The sequence below is a fragment of the Pseudomonas sp. 5Vm1k genome (assembly GCF_056161485.1).
Map to the genome: position 1 here is coordinate 13,156 of NZ_JBSPCZ010000016.1, position 15,215 is coordinate 28,370.

General features: G+C 59.5%; 14 protein-coding genes. 7 read left to right on the forward strand and 7 right to left on the reverse strand.

Annotated features, from left to right (window positions below; all coding sequences use genetic code 11):
• The first annotated feature begins 56 nt into the window (after window positions 1–56).
• A complete protein-coding gene (locus ACWIKB_RS25785; RefSeq protein ID WP_475270314.1) occupies window positions 57–1,583 on the forward strand; it encodes a CoA-acylating methylmalonate-semialdehyde dehydrogenase in 1,527 nt (508 codons plus the stop codon).
• Between the two features lie 10 nt (window positions 1,584–1,593).
• The gene (gene mmsB / locus ACWIKB_RS25790; RefSeq protein WP_475270315.1) at window positions 1,594–2,481 is read left to right on the forward strand and encodes a 3-hydroxyisobutyrate dehydrogenase; all 888 of its coding nucleotides are present in this window, start codon (window positions 1,594–1,596) and stop codon (window positions 2,479–2,481) included.
• Window positions 2,482–2,661: 180 nt separating this feature from the next.
• Here the strand turns inward: mmsB and ACWIKB_RS25795 are convergent, their stop codons facing one another.
• Window positions 2,662–3,006, reverse strand: a complete 345-nt coding sequence (locus ACWIKB_RS25795) for a cupin domain-containing protein (RefSeq protein ID WP_007946320.1) — start codon at window positions 3,004–3,006, stop codon at window positions 2,662–2,664.
• 293 nt (window positions 3,007–3,299) lie between these two features.
• On the opposite strand from ACWIKB_RS25795, the gene kynB reads away from it, so the two are divergent.
• Both kynB and kynA read left to right on the forward strand, forming a co-directional pair.
• Window positions 3,300–3,965 carry an arylformamidase gene (kynB, locus tag ACWIKB_RS25800; protein ID WP_475270317.1) on the forward strand — a complete coding sequence of 222 codons (666 nt, stop codon included), beginning with the start codon at window positions 3,300–3,302 and terminating at the stop codon, window positions 3,963–3,965.
• Window positions 3,962–4,816: a tryptophan 2,3-dioxygenase gene (kynA, locus tag ACWIKB_RS25805; protein ID WP_475270319.1), complete on the forward strand. Its 855-nt coding sequence runs from the start codon at window positions 3,962–3,964 to the stop codon at window positions 4,814–4,816. The genes kynB and kynA overlap by 4 nt, the downstream gene beginning before the upstream one ends.
• A gap of 171 nt (window positions 4,817–4,987) precedes the next feature.
• Here the strand turns inward: kynA and ACWIKB_RS25810 are convergent, their stop codons facing one another.
• Genes ACWIKB_RS25810 through antA form a run of 4 tightly spaced genes read right to left on the reverse strand, consistent with a single transcriptional unit; the run spans window position 4,988 to window position 9,347 of the window.
• Window positions 4,988–6,391, reverse strand: a complete 1,404-nt coding sequence (locus ACWIKB_RS25810; RefSeq protein ID WP_475270321.1) for an amino acid permease — start codon at window positions 6,389–6,391, stop codon at window positions 4,988–4,990.
• A 43-nt stretch (window positions 6,392–6,434) separates the two neighbouring features.
• Window positions 6,435–7,448 (reverse strand): anthranilate 1,2-dioxygenase electron transfer component AntC, encoded by a 1,014-nt coding sequence (gene antC / locus ACWIKB_RS25815; protein ID WP_475270323.1) that lies wholly within the window; start codon window positions 7,446–7,448, stop codon window positions 6,435–6,437.
• Window positions 7,449–7,464: 16 nt separating this feature from the next.
• A complete protein-coding gene (antB, locus tag ACWIKB_RS25820) occupies window positions 7,465–7,956 on the reverse strand; it encodes an anthranilate 1,2-dioxygenase small subunit (protein ID WP_475270324.1) in 492 nt (163 codons plus the stop codon).
• 2 nt (window positions 7,957–7,958) lie between these two features.
• Window positions 7,959–9,347 carry an anthranilate 1,2-dioxygenase large subunit gene (gene antA, locus ACWIKB_RS25825; protein WP_475270325.1) on the reverse strand — a complete coding sequence of 463 codons (1,389 nt, stop codon included), beginning with the start codon at window positions 9,345–9,347 and terminating at the stop codon, window positions 7,959–7,961.
• Window positions 9,348–9,847: 500 nt separating this feature from the next.
• Between antA and ACWIKB_RS25830 the strand changes: the two genes are divergently transcribed.
• Entirely contained in the window at window positions 9,848–10,861 is a 1,014-nt protein-coding gene (locus ACWIKB_RS25830) for an AraC family transcriptional regulator (RefSeq protein WP_475270326.1), read from the forward strand.
• Between the two features lie 14 nt (window positions 10,862–10,875).
• Here the strand turns inward: ACWIKB_RS25830 and ACWIKB_RS25835 are convergent, their stop codons facing one another.
• Window positions 10,876–11,349 carry an Lrp/AsnC family transcriptional regulator gene (locus ACWIKB_RS25835; protein ID WP_475270327.1) on the reverse strand — a complete coding sequence of 158 codons (474 nt, stop codon included), beginning with the start codon at window positions 11,347–11,349 and terminating at the stop codon, window positions 10,876–10,878.
• 174 nt (window positions 11,350–11,523) lie between these two features.
• On the opposite strand from ACWIKB_RS25835, the gene kynU reads away from it, so the two are divergent.
• Together kynU and ACWIKB_RS25845 are read left to right on the forward strand one after the other, a co-directional pair.
• Window positions 11,524–12,774, forward strand: a complete 1,251-nt coding sequence (kynU, locus tag ACWIKB_RS25840) for a kynureninase (protein WP_475270328.1) — start codon at window positions 11,524–11,526, stop codon at window positions 12,772–12,774.
• A 67-nt stretch (window positions 12,775–12,841) separates the two neighbouring features.
• Window positions 12,842–14,281 carry an amino acid permease gene (locus tag ACWIKB_RS25845; RefSeq protein WP_475270329.1) on the forward strand — a complete coding sequence of 480 codons (1,440 nt, stop codon included), beginning with the start codon at window positions 12,842–12,844 and terminating at the stop codon, window positions 14,279–14,281.
• On the opposite strand, the gene ACWIKB_RS25850 is transcribed toward ACWIKB_RS25845, so the two are convergent.
• Window positions 14,222–15,106 (reverse strand): LysR family transcriptional regulator, encoded by an 885-nt coding sequence (locus tag ACWIKB_RS25850; RefSeq protein ID WP_475270330.1) that lies wholly within the window; start codon window positions 15,104–15,106, stop codon window positions 14,222–14,224. The genes ACWIKB_RS25845 and ACWIKB_RS25850 overlap by 60 nt on opposite strands.
• Between the last annotated feature and the right edge of the window lie 109 nt (window positions 15,107–15,215).

The window sequence follows — 15,215 nt, forward strand, 5'->3', positions numbered from 1 at the left end:
TCAAGGCGACTTATCCGCCTTGGCTCCCTGCATAACAATAAGTATTGGAGACCAGCATGAACGCATCGCTCACGCCTAACGAAACCACCGTCCAGAACGTCAAGCTGTTGATCAACGGCGAGTGGGTCGAGTCCCAGACCACCGAATGGCACGACATCATCAACCCGGCGACCCAGCAAGTGCTGGCCAGGGTTCCGTTTGCCACCGCGCAGGAAGTCGATGCCGCCATCAGTGCCGCCCACTGCGCCTTCCAGACCTGGAAGCTGACGCCGATCGGCGCGCGGATGCGCATCATGCTCAAGCTCCAGGCGTTGATTCGCGAACACTCCAAACGCATCGCCGTGGTCCTGAGTGCCGAGCAGGGCAAAACCATTGCCGACGCTGAAGGCGATATTTTCCGTGGCCTGGAAGTGGTCGAGCATGCGTGCTCCATCGGCACCCTGCAAATGGGCGAGTTCGCCGAGAACGTCGCTGGCGGCGTCGACACTTACACCCTGCGTCAGCCAATCGGTGTCTGCGCTGGCATCACCCCGTTCAACTTCCCGGCGATGATTCCGCTGTGGATGTTCCCGATGGCCATCGCCTGCGGCAACACCTTCGTGCTCAAGCCGTCCGAACAGGACCCGATGTCGACCATGCTGCTGGTGGAGCTGGCGATCGAGGCCGGCGTTCCGGCGGGCGTGCTGAACGTGGTTCACGGCGGCAAAGACGTGGTGGACGCGCTCTGCACCCACAAGGACATCAAGGCAGTTTCCTTCGTCGGTTCGACCGCCGTCGGCACGCACGTCTACGACCTGGCCGGCAAACACGGCAAGCGCGTGCAATCGATGATGGGCGCGAAGAACCACGCCGTGGTGCTGCCGGACGCCAATCGCGAACAAACCCTCAATGCCCTGGTTGGCGCCGGTTTCGGTGCGGCCGGTCAGCGTTGCATGGCCACTTCGGTGGTGGTGCTGGTGGGCGCGGCCAAGCAATGGCTGCCGGACCTGAAAGCGCTGGCGCAGAAACTCACCGTGAACGCGGGTAGCGAGGCGGGCACTGATGTCGGTCCGGTTATCTCGAAAAAGGCCAAGGCGCGGATTCTCGATCTGATCGAAAGCGGCATCAAGGAAGGCGCCAAACTGGAACTGGATGGTCGCGAAATCAGCGTTCCAGGCTTCGAGAAAGGCAACTTTGTCGGCCCGACCCTGTTCTCCGGCGTGACCACCGAGATGCAGATCTACACCCAGGAAATCTTCGGCCCAGTGCTGGTGGTGCTGGAAGTCGACACCCTCGATCAGGCGATTGCCCTGGTCAACGCCAACCCGTTCGGCAACGGCACGGGCCTGTTCACTCAGAGCGGTGCGGCGGCGCGTAAATTCCAGAGCGAAATCGACGTCGGCCAGGTCGGTATCAACATCCCGATTCCGGTGCCAGTCCCGTTCTTCAGCTTCACCGGTTCCCGTGGTTCGAAACTCGGCGACCTCGGCCCGTATGGCAAGCAAGTGGTGCAGTTCTACACTCAGACCAAGACTGTCACCAGTCGCTGGTTCGATGACGACAGCGTCAACGACGGTGTGAACACCACCATCAACTTGCGTTAAGGAGCCGGACATGAAAATCGCTTTTATCGGTCTCGGCAACATGGGCGCGCCGATGGCGCGCAACCTGATCAAGGCTGGCCATTCGCTGAACCTGGTCGATCTGAACAAAACCGTGCTGGCCGAACTGGAGCAACTGGGCGGCAGCATCAGCGCTTCGGCCCGCGAGGCCGCACAAGGTGCAGAACTGGTGATCACCATGCTGCCCGCCGCTGTGCATGTGCGCAGCGTGTGGCTCGGTGAGGACGGCGTGCTCGCCGGTATCGGCAAAGGCGTGCCAGCGGTTGATTGCAGCACCATTGATCCGCAAACCGCGCGCGATGTGGCGGCCGCTGCGGCGAAACAAGGCGTGGCGGTGGCGGATGCACCGGTTTCCGGCGGTACTGGCGGTGCAGCGGCGGGGACGCTGACCTTTATGGTTGGCGCCACTCCTGAACTGTTCGCCACCCTGCAACCGGTGTTGGCGCAGATGGGCCGCAACATCGTCCATTGCGGCGAAGTCGGCACCGGGCAAATCGCCAAGATCTGCAATAACCTGCTGCTGGCGATCTCCATGGTCGGCGTCAGTGAAGCCATGGCGTTGGGCGATGCGTTGGGGATCGACACGGGCGTGTTGGCCGGGATCATCAACAGCTCGACCGGGCGTTGCTGGAGTTCGGAGATGTACAACCCGTGGCCGGGCATCGTCGAAACGGCGCCAGCCTCGCGCGGCTATACCGGCGGTTTCGGTGCCGAGCTGATGCTCAAGGATCTGGGGCTGGCCACGGAAGCGGCACGTCAGGCGCACCAACCAGTGGTGCTCGGCGCGGTGGCCCAGCAGTTGTATCAGGCGATGAGCCAGCGCGGGGAGGGTGGCAAGGACTTCTCGGCGATCATCAACAGCTATCGCAAACCTCAGTAAAACCCTTCATATCAGACTGAATCCCTGTGGGAGCGAGCTTGCTCGCGATGAGGCCGGTACATTCAACATTGATGTTGATTGACCCACCGCCATCGCGAGCAAGCTCGCTCCCACAGGTACTGCATGAACCTCTCGACATTTACCGGGAATCACGTCGGGTGATTTCCCGGTTTTTTTGCATCAGGCAAACACAAAATACTTACGCACAGTCTCAACCACTTCCCACGTGCCTTTCATCCCCGGCTCGATGACGAAGATATCCCCGGCGCGCAGGTGGATCGGCTCTTTGCCCTCAGGGGTGATGATGCAGTAGCCCTCGCGGAAATCGCAGTATTCCCACTTCACGTATTCCACGTACCACTTGCCGGGCGTGCAGATCCAGGTGCCCATGATCTTGCTGCCGTCTTCGCTGGTGTAGGCGTTGAGGTTGACGGTGTGCGGGTCGCCTTCGAGTTTTTCCCATTTGCAGGCGTCGAGCACCGGCAGCGGATGAGTGTCGCGAAGAACGGTGATAGGTGCGGTCATGTGGACTCCGGGCAGCGGGCTGAAGAACTGAAGTCGCCACCCTATAGCGCTTGGTCCGGCATCAGTTGTCTGTGCTCGACATCGAGGTATCCAGAAACGCAGCCGCCATCGTCTGTTCAGGCAACATTCGGCGGATGAGGGTTATCTGCTTTCTTTCGTTGAAACTTCCTGTCGATAAACCCCCGATTCCTGGCAGTTCATGCGAAAGAAACCGACGTTTCTGAAGCTTTTCGCAAGAATATTCACGGGTATCACTCGTATCATTCGTTTCGGGACATGCCGAGAGTTGTGTAATGAACAAAATAAAAACGTGGTGGGACATCAGCCCTCCCTTGAGCACGGCCACACCGACCTGGCCGGGTGATACGCCTTTTCAGGAAGAACGCGTCTGGACCTTCGGGCCCGAGTGTCCGGTGAATGTCGGACGCATTACCCTGTCGCCGCACACCGGCGCCCATGTCGACGCACCGCTGCATTACAGCGCTGACGGCGCGCCGATTGGCGAGGTGTCGCTGGACGTTTACATGGGGCCTTGTCGCGTATTGCATTGCCTGGACAGCGGCAGACTGGTGCAGCCCGAGCAATTGGAAGGTCGCCTGGACAACCTGCCCGAACGCGTCCTGTTGCGCACCTATCGTCAGGCGCCACTAACGACCTGGGATGCAGACTTCACCGCAGTCGCCAAGGAAACCGTCGACCTGCTGGCCAGCCTTGGCGTGCGCTTGATCGGCATCGATACGCCATCGCTGGACCCGCAGCAATCCAAGACCATGGATTCGCACAACGCCGTTGCCCGTCACGGCATGGCCATCCTTGAAGGCATCGTGCTCGATGACGTTCCGGAAGGGGACTACGAACTGATTGCACTGCCGCTGCGCTTTGCCAATCTCGACGCCAGCCCGGTCAGGGCCATTTTGCGTCCACTGAATTCACCGCCACATAAGGAGCCTGCGCAATGAGCCAATGTCCGTATTCACCGGGTAACCCGACCGAGGATTGGCATAACGCCGAGCTGAATTTTTCCGACTCCATGAGCTATGGCGACTACCTGGACCTTGGGCGCATTCTCAGTGCCCAGCATCCGCTGTCGCCGGACCATAACGAGATGCTGTTCATCATCCAGCACCAGACCTCCGAACTGTGGATGAAACTGATGTTGCACGAGCTCAAGGCTGCCCGCGAACACCTGCGCCTGGGCGAGTTGCCGCCGGCCTTCAAGATGCTGGCGCGGGTCTCGCGGATCTTTGATCAACTGGTGCACGCCTGGACCGTGCTCGCCACCATGACCCCGACTGAGTACCACTCGATTCGGCCATTTCTGGGGCAGTCGTCGGGCTTCCAGTCATTTCAGTACCGCGAGATCGAGTTCATCCTGGGCAACAAAAGCGCGACGTTATTGCGCCCCCATGCCCATCGCCCGGAGCTGTTGCAGGAACTCGAAAAAGCCATCGCGACACCGTCGCTGTATGACGAAGCGATTCGCTTGATGGCCAGCGCCGGCCTGGCGATTGATCCGCAGCGTTTCGAACGTGACCCGACCAGTCCAACGCAGCATGACGCTTCCGTCGAAGCGGCGTGGCGGGTGGTCTACAAGGACCCGTCGCGGTATTGGGATCTCTATCAACTGGCGGAAAAATTCATCGACCTCGAAGACTCGTTCCGCCAGTGGCGCTTCCGCCATGTCACCACGGTTGAACGGATCATCGGTTTTCAGCCGGGCACCGGCGGCACGGAAGGGGTGGGTTACTTGCGCAAGATGCTCGACACCGTACTGTTCCCGGAGTTGTGGCGCGTGCGTTCGACGCTGTAATCCCGTCCCCCCCCCTTCCCTCAAAAAAGCAAAAAGCCCCGGCATTCATCGAGTGCCGGGGCTTTTTGCTGCGTGATAGCCAAAGATTTTCAGTGCAGACCGGATCGCCAAGATCGCAGCCTGCGGCAGCTCCTACAGGGCATACGCCGATCCCTGCAGGCGCTGCTGACGCTACTGAATGGCTGGCAAACCGCGATCGCGCGCCACACGTATCCGGTAGAACACGTAGATGATCAACACCCACACCGGAATGGCGATAACCGAGGCGCGTATGCCCGGAATCATCCACATCACCCAGATGATCACGGCCATGAACGCCAGGCACAGGTAGTTGCTGAAGGGGAACCAGAACGACTTGAAGCTGGGGACGATGCCTTGCTGGCCCATGACTTTGCGAAACTTCAGGTGGGTCAGGCTGATCAGCGTCCAGTTGATCATCAGCGAGGCGACCACCAGGGCGAACAGCAGCTCCAGCGCTTCATGCGGCGCGAGGTAGTTGACCAGCACCGACAACATCGTGATCAGCGCCGAGATACCCAACGCGCGCAATGGCACGCCTTGCTTGTTCAACTTCATCAGCGACTTCGGTGCATCGCCCTGTTCGGCCAGGCCGTAGAGCATGCGGCTGTTGCAGTAGACGCCGCTGTTGTAGACCGAAAGTGCTGCCGTCAGCACCACGAAGTTGAGGATTTGCGCCGCCGTGTCGCTGCCGATCAGGGAGAAAATCTGCACGAATGGGCTGCCGCTGTAGGCATCGCCGGACGCGCCGAGGGTTTGCAGCAGTTGATCCCACGGGTACAGCGAAAGCAGGACGGTGAGCGCCCCGACGTAGAAGATCAACACGCGATAAACCACCTGGTTGATCGCTTTCGGGATGACCTTTCTCGGTTCGCTGGCTTCAGCCGCGGTGATACCGACCAGCTCCAGGCCGCCGAAGGAGAACATGATGAACGCCATCGACATCAGCAGACCGTTAGTGCCGTTGGGGAAGAAACCACCGTGGCTCCACAGGTTGCTCACCGAGGCTTGCGGGCCGCCCGAGCCGCTGAACAGCATGTAGCAACCCAGGACGATCATGCCGATGATGGCCACGACCTTGATGATCGCAAACCAGAATTCCATCTCGCCGAAGATTTTGACGTTCATCGTATTGATCAGGTTGACCAGCACGAAGAACACCGCTGCGCTGACCCAGGTGGGGATCTCCGGCCACCAGAACTGCACGTATTTGCCGACGGCCGTCAGCTCTGCCATGCCGACCAGCACATACAGCACCCAGTAGTTCCAGCCGGACAGAAATCCGGCATAACCGCCCCAGTATTTGTGGGCGAAGTGACTGAAGGAACCGGCCACCGGCTCTTCGACAATCATCTCGCCCAGCTGGCGCATGATCAAAAAGGCAATGAAGCCGGCAATCGCGTAGCCGAGAATCATCGACGGCCCCGCCGACTTGAGTACGCCGGCCGAGCCCAGGAACAGCCCGGTACCGATCGCTCCGCCCAGGGCGATCAGTTGAATATGGCGATTTTTCAACCCCCGCTTGAGCGTGCCTTGTTGCAAGATTTCATCCGCCATCTCGTTCCCTTCTCGTTATTGTTGTCAGGCCTGATTTGAAGCGTCAGATATTACTCTCGGTAAATTTTTCGTAATACAGGTGAACGCTGTCCAGTGCCTGGGATTGCAGCCAGCTCTTGATCGATTCGACCATCGGCGGTGGCCCGCAGACATACATATCGGCCGGTGCGTCGCGTAGTTCACTGGTATCGAAATGTTCGGCAATGTAGCCGCGCTTGCCCGTCCATTGCGGCGACGGATTGCTCACCACTTCGGTGTAGCGAAACCCTGGAATGCGTTCGGCATAGGCCTCGATGCGTGCCTGTTCGCACAAATCGGCGGCGTCTCGTACGCCGTAGTACAAATGCACCGGTTGCGGGCACTCACGCTCGGCCAGTTCGTCGAGCATGCCCAGCAGCGCGGAGAGCCCGGTACCACCCGCCACCAGGATCAGCGGTTTGGCTACATGACGAAGGTAAAAGGCGCCCAGCGGAGCTTCCAGCCCGATGCTGTCCCCCACCTGGCAGCGTTCGCGGATGTAGTTACTCATCACGCCGTCGGGTAACAGGCGAATCAGGAATTGCAGGTGATTGCCCGGCCGGTTGGCGAACGAATAGGAGCGTTTGCTTTCGGTCCCCGGGATCAGCAATCGGGCGTATTGGCCCGGCAGAAAATCCAGCGGGTTGGTCGGGCCAAGATCCAAATGCAGGATCGCGGTGCTGGCCGAGACTTGCCGGACTTCCGTGACCGTTCCACTGAGCTGCGCGGGGCCCGCGGCATTGCACAGGCTGGAAGCGAAGTCGAAATAAAACGCCGCATCGGATTTCACCCGCGTCTGGCAGGTGAGCATTTTGCGCTGTTGCAGGTCCTGGCTGGACAGCGCTTCTTCATCTACATAATCCTGACTGTAATCCCCCGATTCACAGCGGCCCTGACACGTTCCGCAGACGCCTTCGCGGCAATCCAGAGGAATGTTGATGCCGTTGCGCAGGGCGGCGTCGAGCAGTATTTCGTTGGGCTGTACGGGAAAGAACAGCGTTTTGCCGTCGGCAAAGCTGAACGCGACCTTATGGTTCATGCCCGGTCTCCAGATGTCAGAGGTGGTAAAAATCGAGCACCGAATTGATGGTGTCGTTGAGCAACAGCACATGCTTGCGGGTGATCAGCCAGCTGTCGGCGTGGGGCTTGAGGTGATAGGTCGCGCGGCCGTAGAACTGCTCGGACGTGGCCAGGCGATAGAACAGGGTGTGCCAGTTCAGGCGCACCTCCAGTTCACCGTCGTCGAGTTCGCTGATTCGCACGTTGTTGATCAGGTGCAAGGTGCGCGGCATCGGCGTCGATGAGGCGGACTTGCCGGTACGCAGGCGGAATACCCGGTCTTCCAGCCCCGAACGGTTGGGGTAGTAGATCAGCGACATTTCGCGTTTTGGGTCGCGGGTGTAGGCGTGCTCCGAGTCCCATTGCGGCAGGTGAAACTCACTGTGTTCGTCGAACAGGTTGATATAGGCGTCCCACTCCTGGGCATCGCACAGTTCGGATTTGCGGTAGAAAAACTGCTCGATCTGGTACTGCAATTGCGCATTCATGTTCACACCTCACGCAGTTTCAGGGATTTCGCTTCCAAGCCATCCAGCAGGAACTTCTGCCAGTTGCTGTGCTGGTTGACGTAAAGCCCTTCGTGAGTGAATTCGGTGCCGGTCATGGCGGGGGCGATGCCGATGGATTCGCTGTTGGGCGTGGCGCCGGTGGCCCAGCGGTGGCTACCACGGGAAATATCGCTCCAACGCTCCAGGCGTGCCTGGAAACCACGCTGGGCTTCGCGGAACTCCACCAGGTCATCCGGCGTGCCGAGGCCCGACACGTTGAAGAAGTCTTCGAATTGACGAATGCGGTTTTCCCGATCCGCGTCCGATTCGTTCTTGACCCCCAGGCACTGGCTAATGATCTCGGTTTTGTTCCAGGCCACCGGGCGGATGATGCGCAGTTGCGAGCTGATCTGATCGAGGAAAAACAGGCTTGGATAGATGTTCAGGTTGCGCAGTCGATGCATCATCCATTCGGCTTTTTCCTGGCCGTGCTCTTCGATCAGGCGCGGCATGATCGTGGCGTAGCCGGAACGCACGGCGGGGTTGGGCATGTCGCTGAACAGCAGGCTGTGGCCATTGTTGAACGCAAACCAGCCGTCATCGGTGTTGGCGTCGCCGGCGCCGAGTTTGCTGTAGTCCAGGGTGCCGCTGGCAGTGGTGCCATTCTCGCTGTTGACCTGCTGGCGGTGCTGCACGGTGGCCACGTAGTTATAGTGGACGGTGCTGACGTGATAGCCGTCCAGGCCGTTTTCGTTCTGCAGTTTCCAGTTGCCGTCGTAGGTGTACGCCGACTTGCCGGGCAACACTTCCAGCTCACCGGTCGGCGACTGGGCAACCATCATGTCGAAGAACACCTTGGCATCGCCGAGGAAGTCTTCGAGGCTGTTATCGGCGTGCACATCCAGGCTGATAAACACAAAACCCTTGTAGCTCTGGATGCGCGCTTTTTTCAGGCCGCGTGTGGCCTTGTCGAAACCTTCGGGGTATTCGCCAGGCGCCTTGACCTTCACCAGGCGGCCGTCGCTCTTGTAGCACCAGGCATGGAACGGGCAGGTAAAGGTCGACTGATTACCCTTACCGACGCGGGTCAACGTCGTGCCGCGATGTTGGCAAGCGTTGATCAGTGCATTGAGCTGGCCGTCGCCGTCGCGAGTAATGATCATGGGCTGGCGGCCGGCGCGCATCGTGACGAAGTCGTGATTGTTGGCCAGCTCGCTTTCATGGCAGGCGTAAATCCAGTTCTTCTCGAAGATCAGTTCCATCTCCAGATCGAACAACTGCGGCTCGGTGAAGATGTCCCGGGCGATCCGGAACACGCCGTCTGCCGGACGGAAGTCCACGCAGCCTTCAATAAACGCTTTCCACTGCTCGACGTTTTTTTCGCCACTCATGGGTCAGTACCTCTTTTTATTCGGGCCAATCGGTGGCGTTCATTAGAGGGAGTGAGGCGGGCAGGGGTCTATCCGGTTAGTCGGCGAAGGCAGTCCATAAAATCTGATGGCCAGCCATAGGCGGGGGCTCTAAAAGATCGCAGCCTTCGGCAGCTCCTGCGGGAGTACGCATTCCTCTGTAGGCGCTGCCGAAGGCTGCGATCTTGGCAATCCGTACGCGCCGGGTAACAGGCCCACGTATCAAGCCGTGCAGCGCCTACCCAAATCCCGGCCCAGGCGATAAACGGCCGCACCTGTTTGCAGCATTGAGGTACTGTTTGTGGGGCGTGGTGTGCTGAGCGAGGACGCGGGCAAGGTGTAAAGCGATGGCTTTATCCACTTAGTCGGCGATTGCTATCCGCTGGGTTGGACCCGCTGTTTTGTGGCTTGGAACTTGCTGTTTTCAAGCCGGATACGCGCCGTTAGAGCGCGCAAAAAAATATGGCCGTGAGTGCACCGTGATGAATAGCAAAACTGATTCGCAGTTTCGCGATATTCGTATCGATCATTTTGACCTTGAGGGTGCGAGGACCTGGATGTCCGGCATCTGCGGGCCCCATCGTCTCGTGACCGCGACCCCCGAGCGGATCCGCTTTCATCACAGCGCCAATGTATTCAAATCGATGGCTACCACGTTGGGCACCATCGAATACGGCACCGATGTCACCGTCGACATCGAAGACGCCGAACACTTCAGCAGCTACAGCCTGAGTTTGCCGCTGGTGGGCGAGCAGGAGTTGAGCAAGAACGGCTGCGTGTTGAAGTCCAATCGCGATCAAGGCGTGATCATTTCACCGAACGAAAACCAGGTGCTGGCGATCTCCGGCGATTGCCGCAAAGTCCAGGTGGTGATCACCCGCGCCGCCATGAGTGAATCCCTGGAGGGCATGCTGCAGCGACCATTGGATGCGCCGCTGCGTTTCGAATCGGTGATGGACGCGGTCGACGGGGCATCGGCCTCGTGGTGGCGGATGGCGCGTTACTTCATCGCCGAACTGGAGCGCAGCAGTGAACTGTATGAGCAGGTGGCGTTCACCCGGGATATCGAGAGCTCCCTGATCAAAGGCTTGATCCTCGCCCAGCCGAACAATTACTCCGAAGAACTGCGCAACGTGCTGGGCGTGAAGTTGCCGCACTACTTGATCCGGGCCAGGCAATACATCCACGACAATGCCCGGGAAGCGCTGCACCTTGAGGACATCGAAGCGGCGGCCGGGGTGTCGCGCTTCAAGTTGTTCGACGCCTTCAAGAAGTACTTCGCACTGCCGCCGATGGTTTACTTGAAAAAGTACCGTTTGAACGCCGTGCGCCAGGACATTCTCGAGCTTGGTTCTGCGCGTAATATTTCCGAAATCGCCCTGAGCTGGGGTTTCACGCACCTTGGGCGTTTTTCGGTCGAGTACCGCAAGCTGTTCGACGAATCCCCGAGTATGACCTTGCAACGTAACGAAGCCCGCCGCATGCGCGGTTTCTGAGGGCCGCGCGGACCTTACTTGCGCACCACCAGATCCAGCAGCTCCTCTCGTTCCTTGATTTTTTGCAGGACGATTTCAGAGCGAATATCGGTGACGCCTGCGGTGCGATTCAGCTGGTTGACGATGAAATCGGAGAAGTGCTTGAGGTTGCGCGCCTGGACCCGCAACACATAGTTGCTCGCCCCGGTAATCACATAGGCGGTGACCACTTCGGGCCACAGCTGGACCTTCTTGATAAACGTTTCGTGCCAGTCCTCGACGTCCTGGCGCAACGACACATGGACGATGGCTTCCAGCTCAATTCCCAGCCGTTCGGCACTCAGCACCGCGCGATAACCGGTGATGATTCCCTCACTTTCCAGCAGGCGCAAACGGCGCAGACAGGCCGACGGCGAGAGGGCGACTTTCTCGGCCAATTCCTGATTGCTGATACGGCCGTCCTGTTGCAGGTGATGCAGGATCCGCAGGTCTGTGGGGTCGAGATTCATGATTGAAGAAATCCGCGTTTTATGGGGTGGAATTCGAATTTTCTGCGAGATAACTACCTTACGGTCGCCCACTTTGCACGAAAATTCTCCAGGGCTTCGTTCATTATTTCTGCATCGCGAAGGTGCGCTGACGACCTTCCTGGACGGCACCTCTTTGAAAAAACAGGACACCCAATGACGACAAGAAACGATTGCCTGGCCCTTGATGCCCAGGACACCCTCGCACCGCTGCGTCAGCAATTTGCGCTGCCCGAAGATGTGATTTATCTGGACGGTAACTCGCTGGGTGCGCGGCCGGTGGCCGCGTTGGCGCGTGCTCAACAGGTGATCGCCGAGGAATGGGGTAATGGCCTGATTCGCAGTTGGAACAGCGCTGGCTGGCGCGATCTTAGCGAACATCTGGGCAATCGATTGGCCGGGCTGATTGGTGCGCGTGACGGCGAAGTGGTGGTCACCGACACGACCTCGATCAACCTGTTCAAAGTGCTCAGCGCCGCCCTGCGGGTGCAGGCGACCCGGTCGCCGACACGGCGTGTAATCGTCACCGAATCCAGCAACTTCCCCACCGACCTGTACATCGCCGAAGGCCTGGCGGACATGCTGCAACAGGGTTACACCTTGCGCCTGGTCGACAGCCCGGAAGAGTTGCCGCAAGCGATTGGCCAGGACACTGCCGTGGTCATGCTCACCCACGTCAACTATAAGACCGGCTACATGCACGACATGCAGGCCCTGACCGCGCTGACCCACGAATGCGGCGCGCTGGCGATCTGGGACCTGGCGCATTCGGCGGGCGCGGTGCCGGTTGATCTGCATCAGGCCCACGCTGATTACGCGATTGGCTGCACCTACAAATACCTCAATGGCGGCCCCGGTTCCCAGGCGTTTGTCTGGGTTTCGCCCGAGTTGTGTGATCTGGTGGCGCAGCCGTTGTCTGGCTGGTTCGGGCATTCGCGACAGTTCGCCATGGAGCCTGGCTACGAGCCGAGCAGCGGCATCGCGCGGTACTTGTGCGGCACGCAACCGATCACCTCGTTGGCGATGATCGAATGCGGTCTGGATATTTTTGCGCAGACCAACATGGCCAGCCTGCGCCACAAATCCCTGGCCCTGACTGACCTGTTCATCGAGCTGGTCGAGCAGCGCTGCGCTGCTCACGAGCTGACCCTGATCACCCCGCGTGAACATGCCAAGCGTGGCAGTCATGTCAGCTTCGAACATCCCGAAGGTTATGCGGTGATTCAGGCGTTGATCGCCCGTGGAGTGATCGGTGACTACCGCGAGCCGCGGATCATGCGTTTCGGTTTTACCCCGCTGTACATCACCTTCACCGAAGTCTGGGATGCGGTGCAGATTCTTGGCGAAATCCTTGATCAGAAAACCTGGTCGCAAGCGCAATTCCAGGTTCGCCACAGCGTCACCTGATACGTCCGGCCTGCTTTCCCCGTGACTCGTTCCATCAATAAAAACAATATCCAGAGACTGGAAAAAAATGACCGATAAAAGCGGTTTTGAAAGCATCTCCAAACGTGAGCAGGGCCTGCGGCGTCAACTCACTTCGGGCCAGATGAGCATGATCGCCATCGGTGGCGCGATTGGCACCGGGCTGTTCATGGGCAGTGCCTACGCCATCGGTTATGCCGGGCCGAGCGTGCTGCTCAGCTATGCCATTGGGGCCGTGATCACCTTGCTGTTGATGGGGTGCCTGGCAGAGATGACCGTGGCCCATTCGACCTCGGGTTCGTTCGGCGCCTATGCCGAATTCTATGTCAGCCCGTTGGCCGGGTTTCTGGTGCGCTACGCCTATTGGGCCGCGATTGTGCTGGCGGTCGGCACGGAAGTGACGGCGGTGGCGATGTACATGGAGTACTGGTTTGCCAACGTGCCGGAATGGATCTGGATTGTGTCGTTCTCCAGCATCTTGATTGTGCTTAACGCGATCAGCGTGAAGACGTTTGGCACCTTCGAATACTGGTTTTCGACCATCAAGATCGGCGCGATTGTCGGCTTTATCATCCTCGCAGTGTATGTGGTGTTCGGCTCTGGTAACGCCGATTACGGCATCCACAACTACACCGACCACGGCGGGTTTTTCCCCAATGGCCTGCAAGGCATGTGGGTGGCGGTGATCGTGTCGATCTTCAGCTACCTGAGCGTGGAAATGATCGCGGTGGCGGCGGGTGAAGCGCAGGACCCGGAGCAAGCCGTGAAGAAGGCCTTTCGCGCGACCATCGTGCGGCTGGTGGTGTTTTACCTGCTGACCCTGGCGCTGATGCTGGCCATCGTGCCGTGGGTCCAGGCCGGTCACGCCCAGAGCCCGTTCGTGACGGTGATGCAAACCATCGGGATTCCCGGTGCTACCGGGGTGATGAATTTCGTGATTCTGATCGCGGCATTGTCGGCGATGAACAGCCAGCTCTACATCACCACGCGCATGATGTTCAGCCTCTCTCGTGGCGGCTATGCGCCGAAGTCGATGGGCGTGTTGAGCAAAAGCGGCATCCCGTTGAATGCCTTGTTGCTGTCGAGTTCGGGCATCGCCCTGGCCACTTTGCTCAACATTCTGTACCCGGAAAGCTCCTTCACCTTGATGATGGCGATCTCGATGTTCGGCGCCATTTTCACCTGGTTCATGATCTTCCTGACTCACTACTGTTTCCGTCGTTATCACCAGCGCCACGGTGAGCGAAAACTGTCTTTTCGCATGCACCTGTTCCCCTACAGCACCTTGTTGGGGCTGGTGCTGATGGGGGCGGTGATGATCACCACCTACTTCACCGAAGCCTTCAAGATGACGCTGGTGTTTGGTGTGCCGTTCCTGCTGATTCTCTCGGTGGTCTATGGCCTGTTCTTCAGAAAAACCCGACCTGCTTCACACCGCGAGCAAGGCCTCGAGCAAGGCTCTGGCGTAACCGGGCAGATGGGTGAATGAGCGAGCACACAGCAGCAGTTTTCGCTGGGCCCAGTGGTCTTTCAGGGCAACGCTTTTGAACGATTGATCGCCGGCCCGGCGCTGGACCGCTGCCAGCGGCACAATTGCCAGCCCGGCGCCGTGGGCGACCATGCGCATCACGCCATCGAAGCCGTCGGCGCGGATGCGGATTTGCATGCGCAGGCCCGCGTGCAGGGCTTGTTCTTCCAGGTACACCGCCAATGCGCTATTGGCGCCGAGGCCGACGTAATCGTGGTGCAGGGTGTCGCTGAAACTGACTTCGCTTGCGTCGGCCAAAGGGTGGTCATTGGGCAAGATCAGTACCAGCGGATCGTCGCGGAAGGGACGGGTTTGCAGGTCATCGGTGTCCACGGCGTCGGACACAATACCCAGGTCCGCCGCCCCTTGGCGCAAGGCGTGGGTGATGCGGGTGCTGGGCAGTTCTTGCAGGTCGATGTCGAGGTTGGGGTGTTCGTGCAGGAAGTCTGCGAGCAACTCCGGCAGGTATTCGGTGATCGCCGTGGTGTTGCACAGCAACCGCACTTGGCCTTTGACGCCTTTGGCGTAGTCGGCGAGGTCCTGTTGCATGCGCTCGGCTTGTTGCAGCAACACCCTGGCGTGCTGCGCCAGGGCTTTGCCGGCCGGCGTTGGCGTGACGCCGCGACGGCCGCGTTCGAGAAAATCGATGCCCAGCGAGGCTTCCATGGCGCGGATGCGTGCGCTAGCGGCGGCTAGGGACAGGTGACTGCGGCTGGCGCCGGCGGTGATGTTGCCGGTGTCGAGGATGTTCAGGTAAAGACGCAGGTCGGTGAGGTCGAAGTGCATCGTGGCAGCCTATGGATGTGGGGTGTCTGGACGGAAGCCTTCGCGAGCAAGCCCGCTCCCACATGGGAATGCGGTCCCCTTGTGGGAGCGGGCTTGCTCGCGAAGGCGC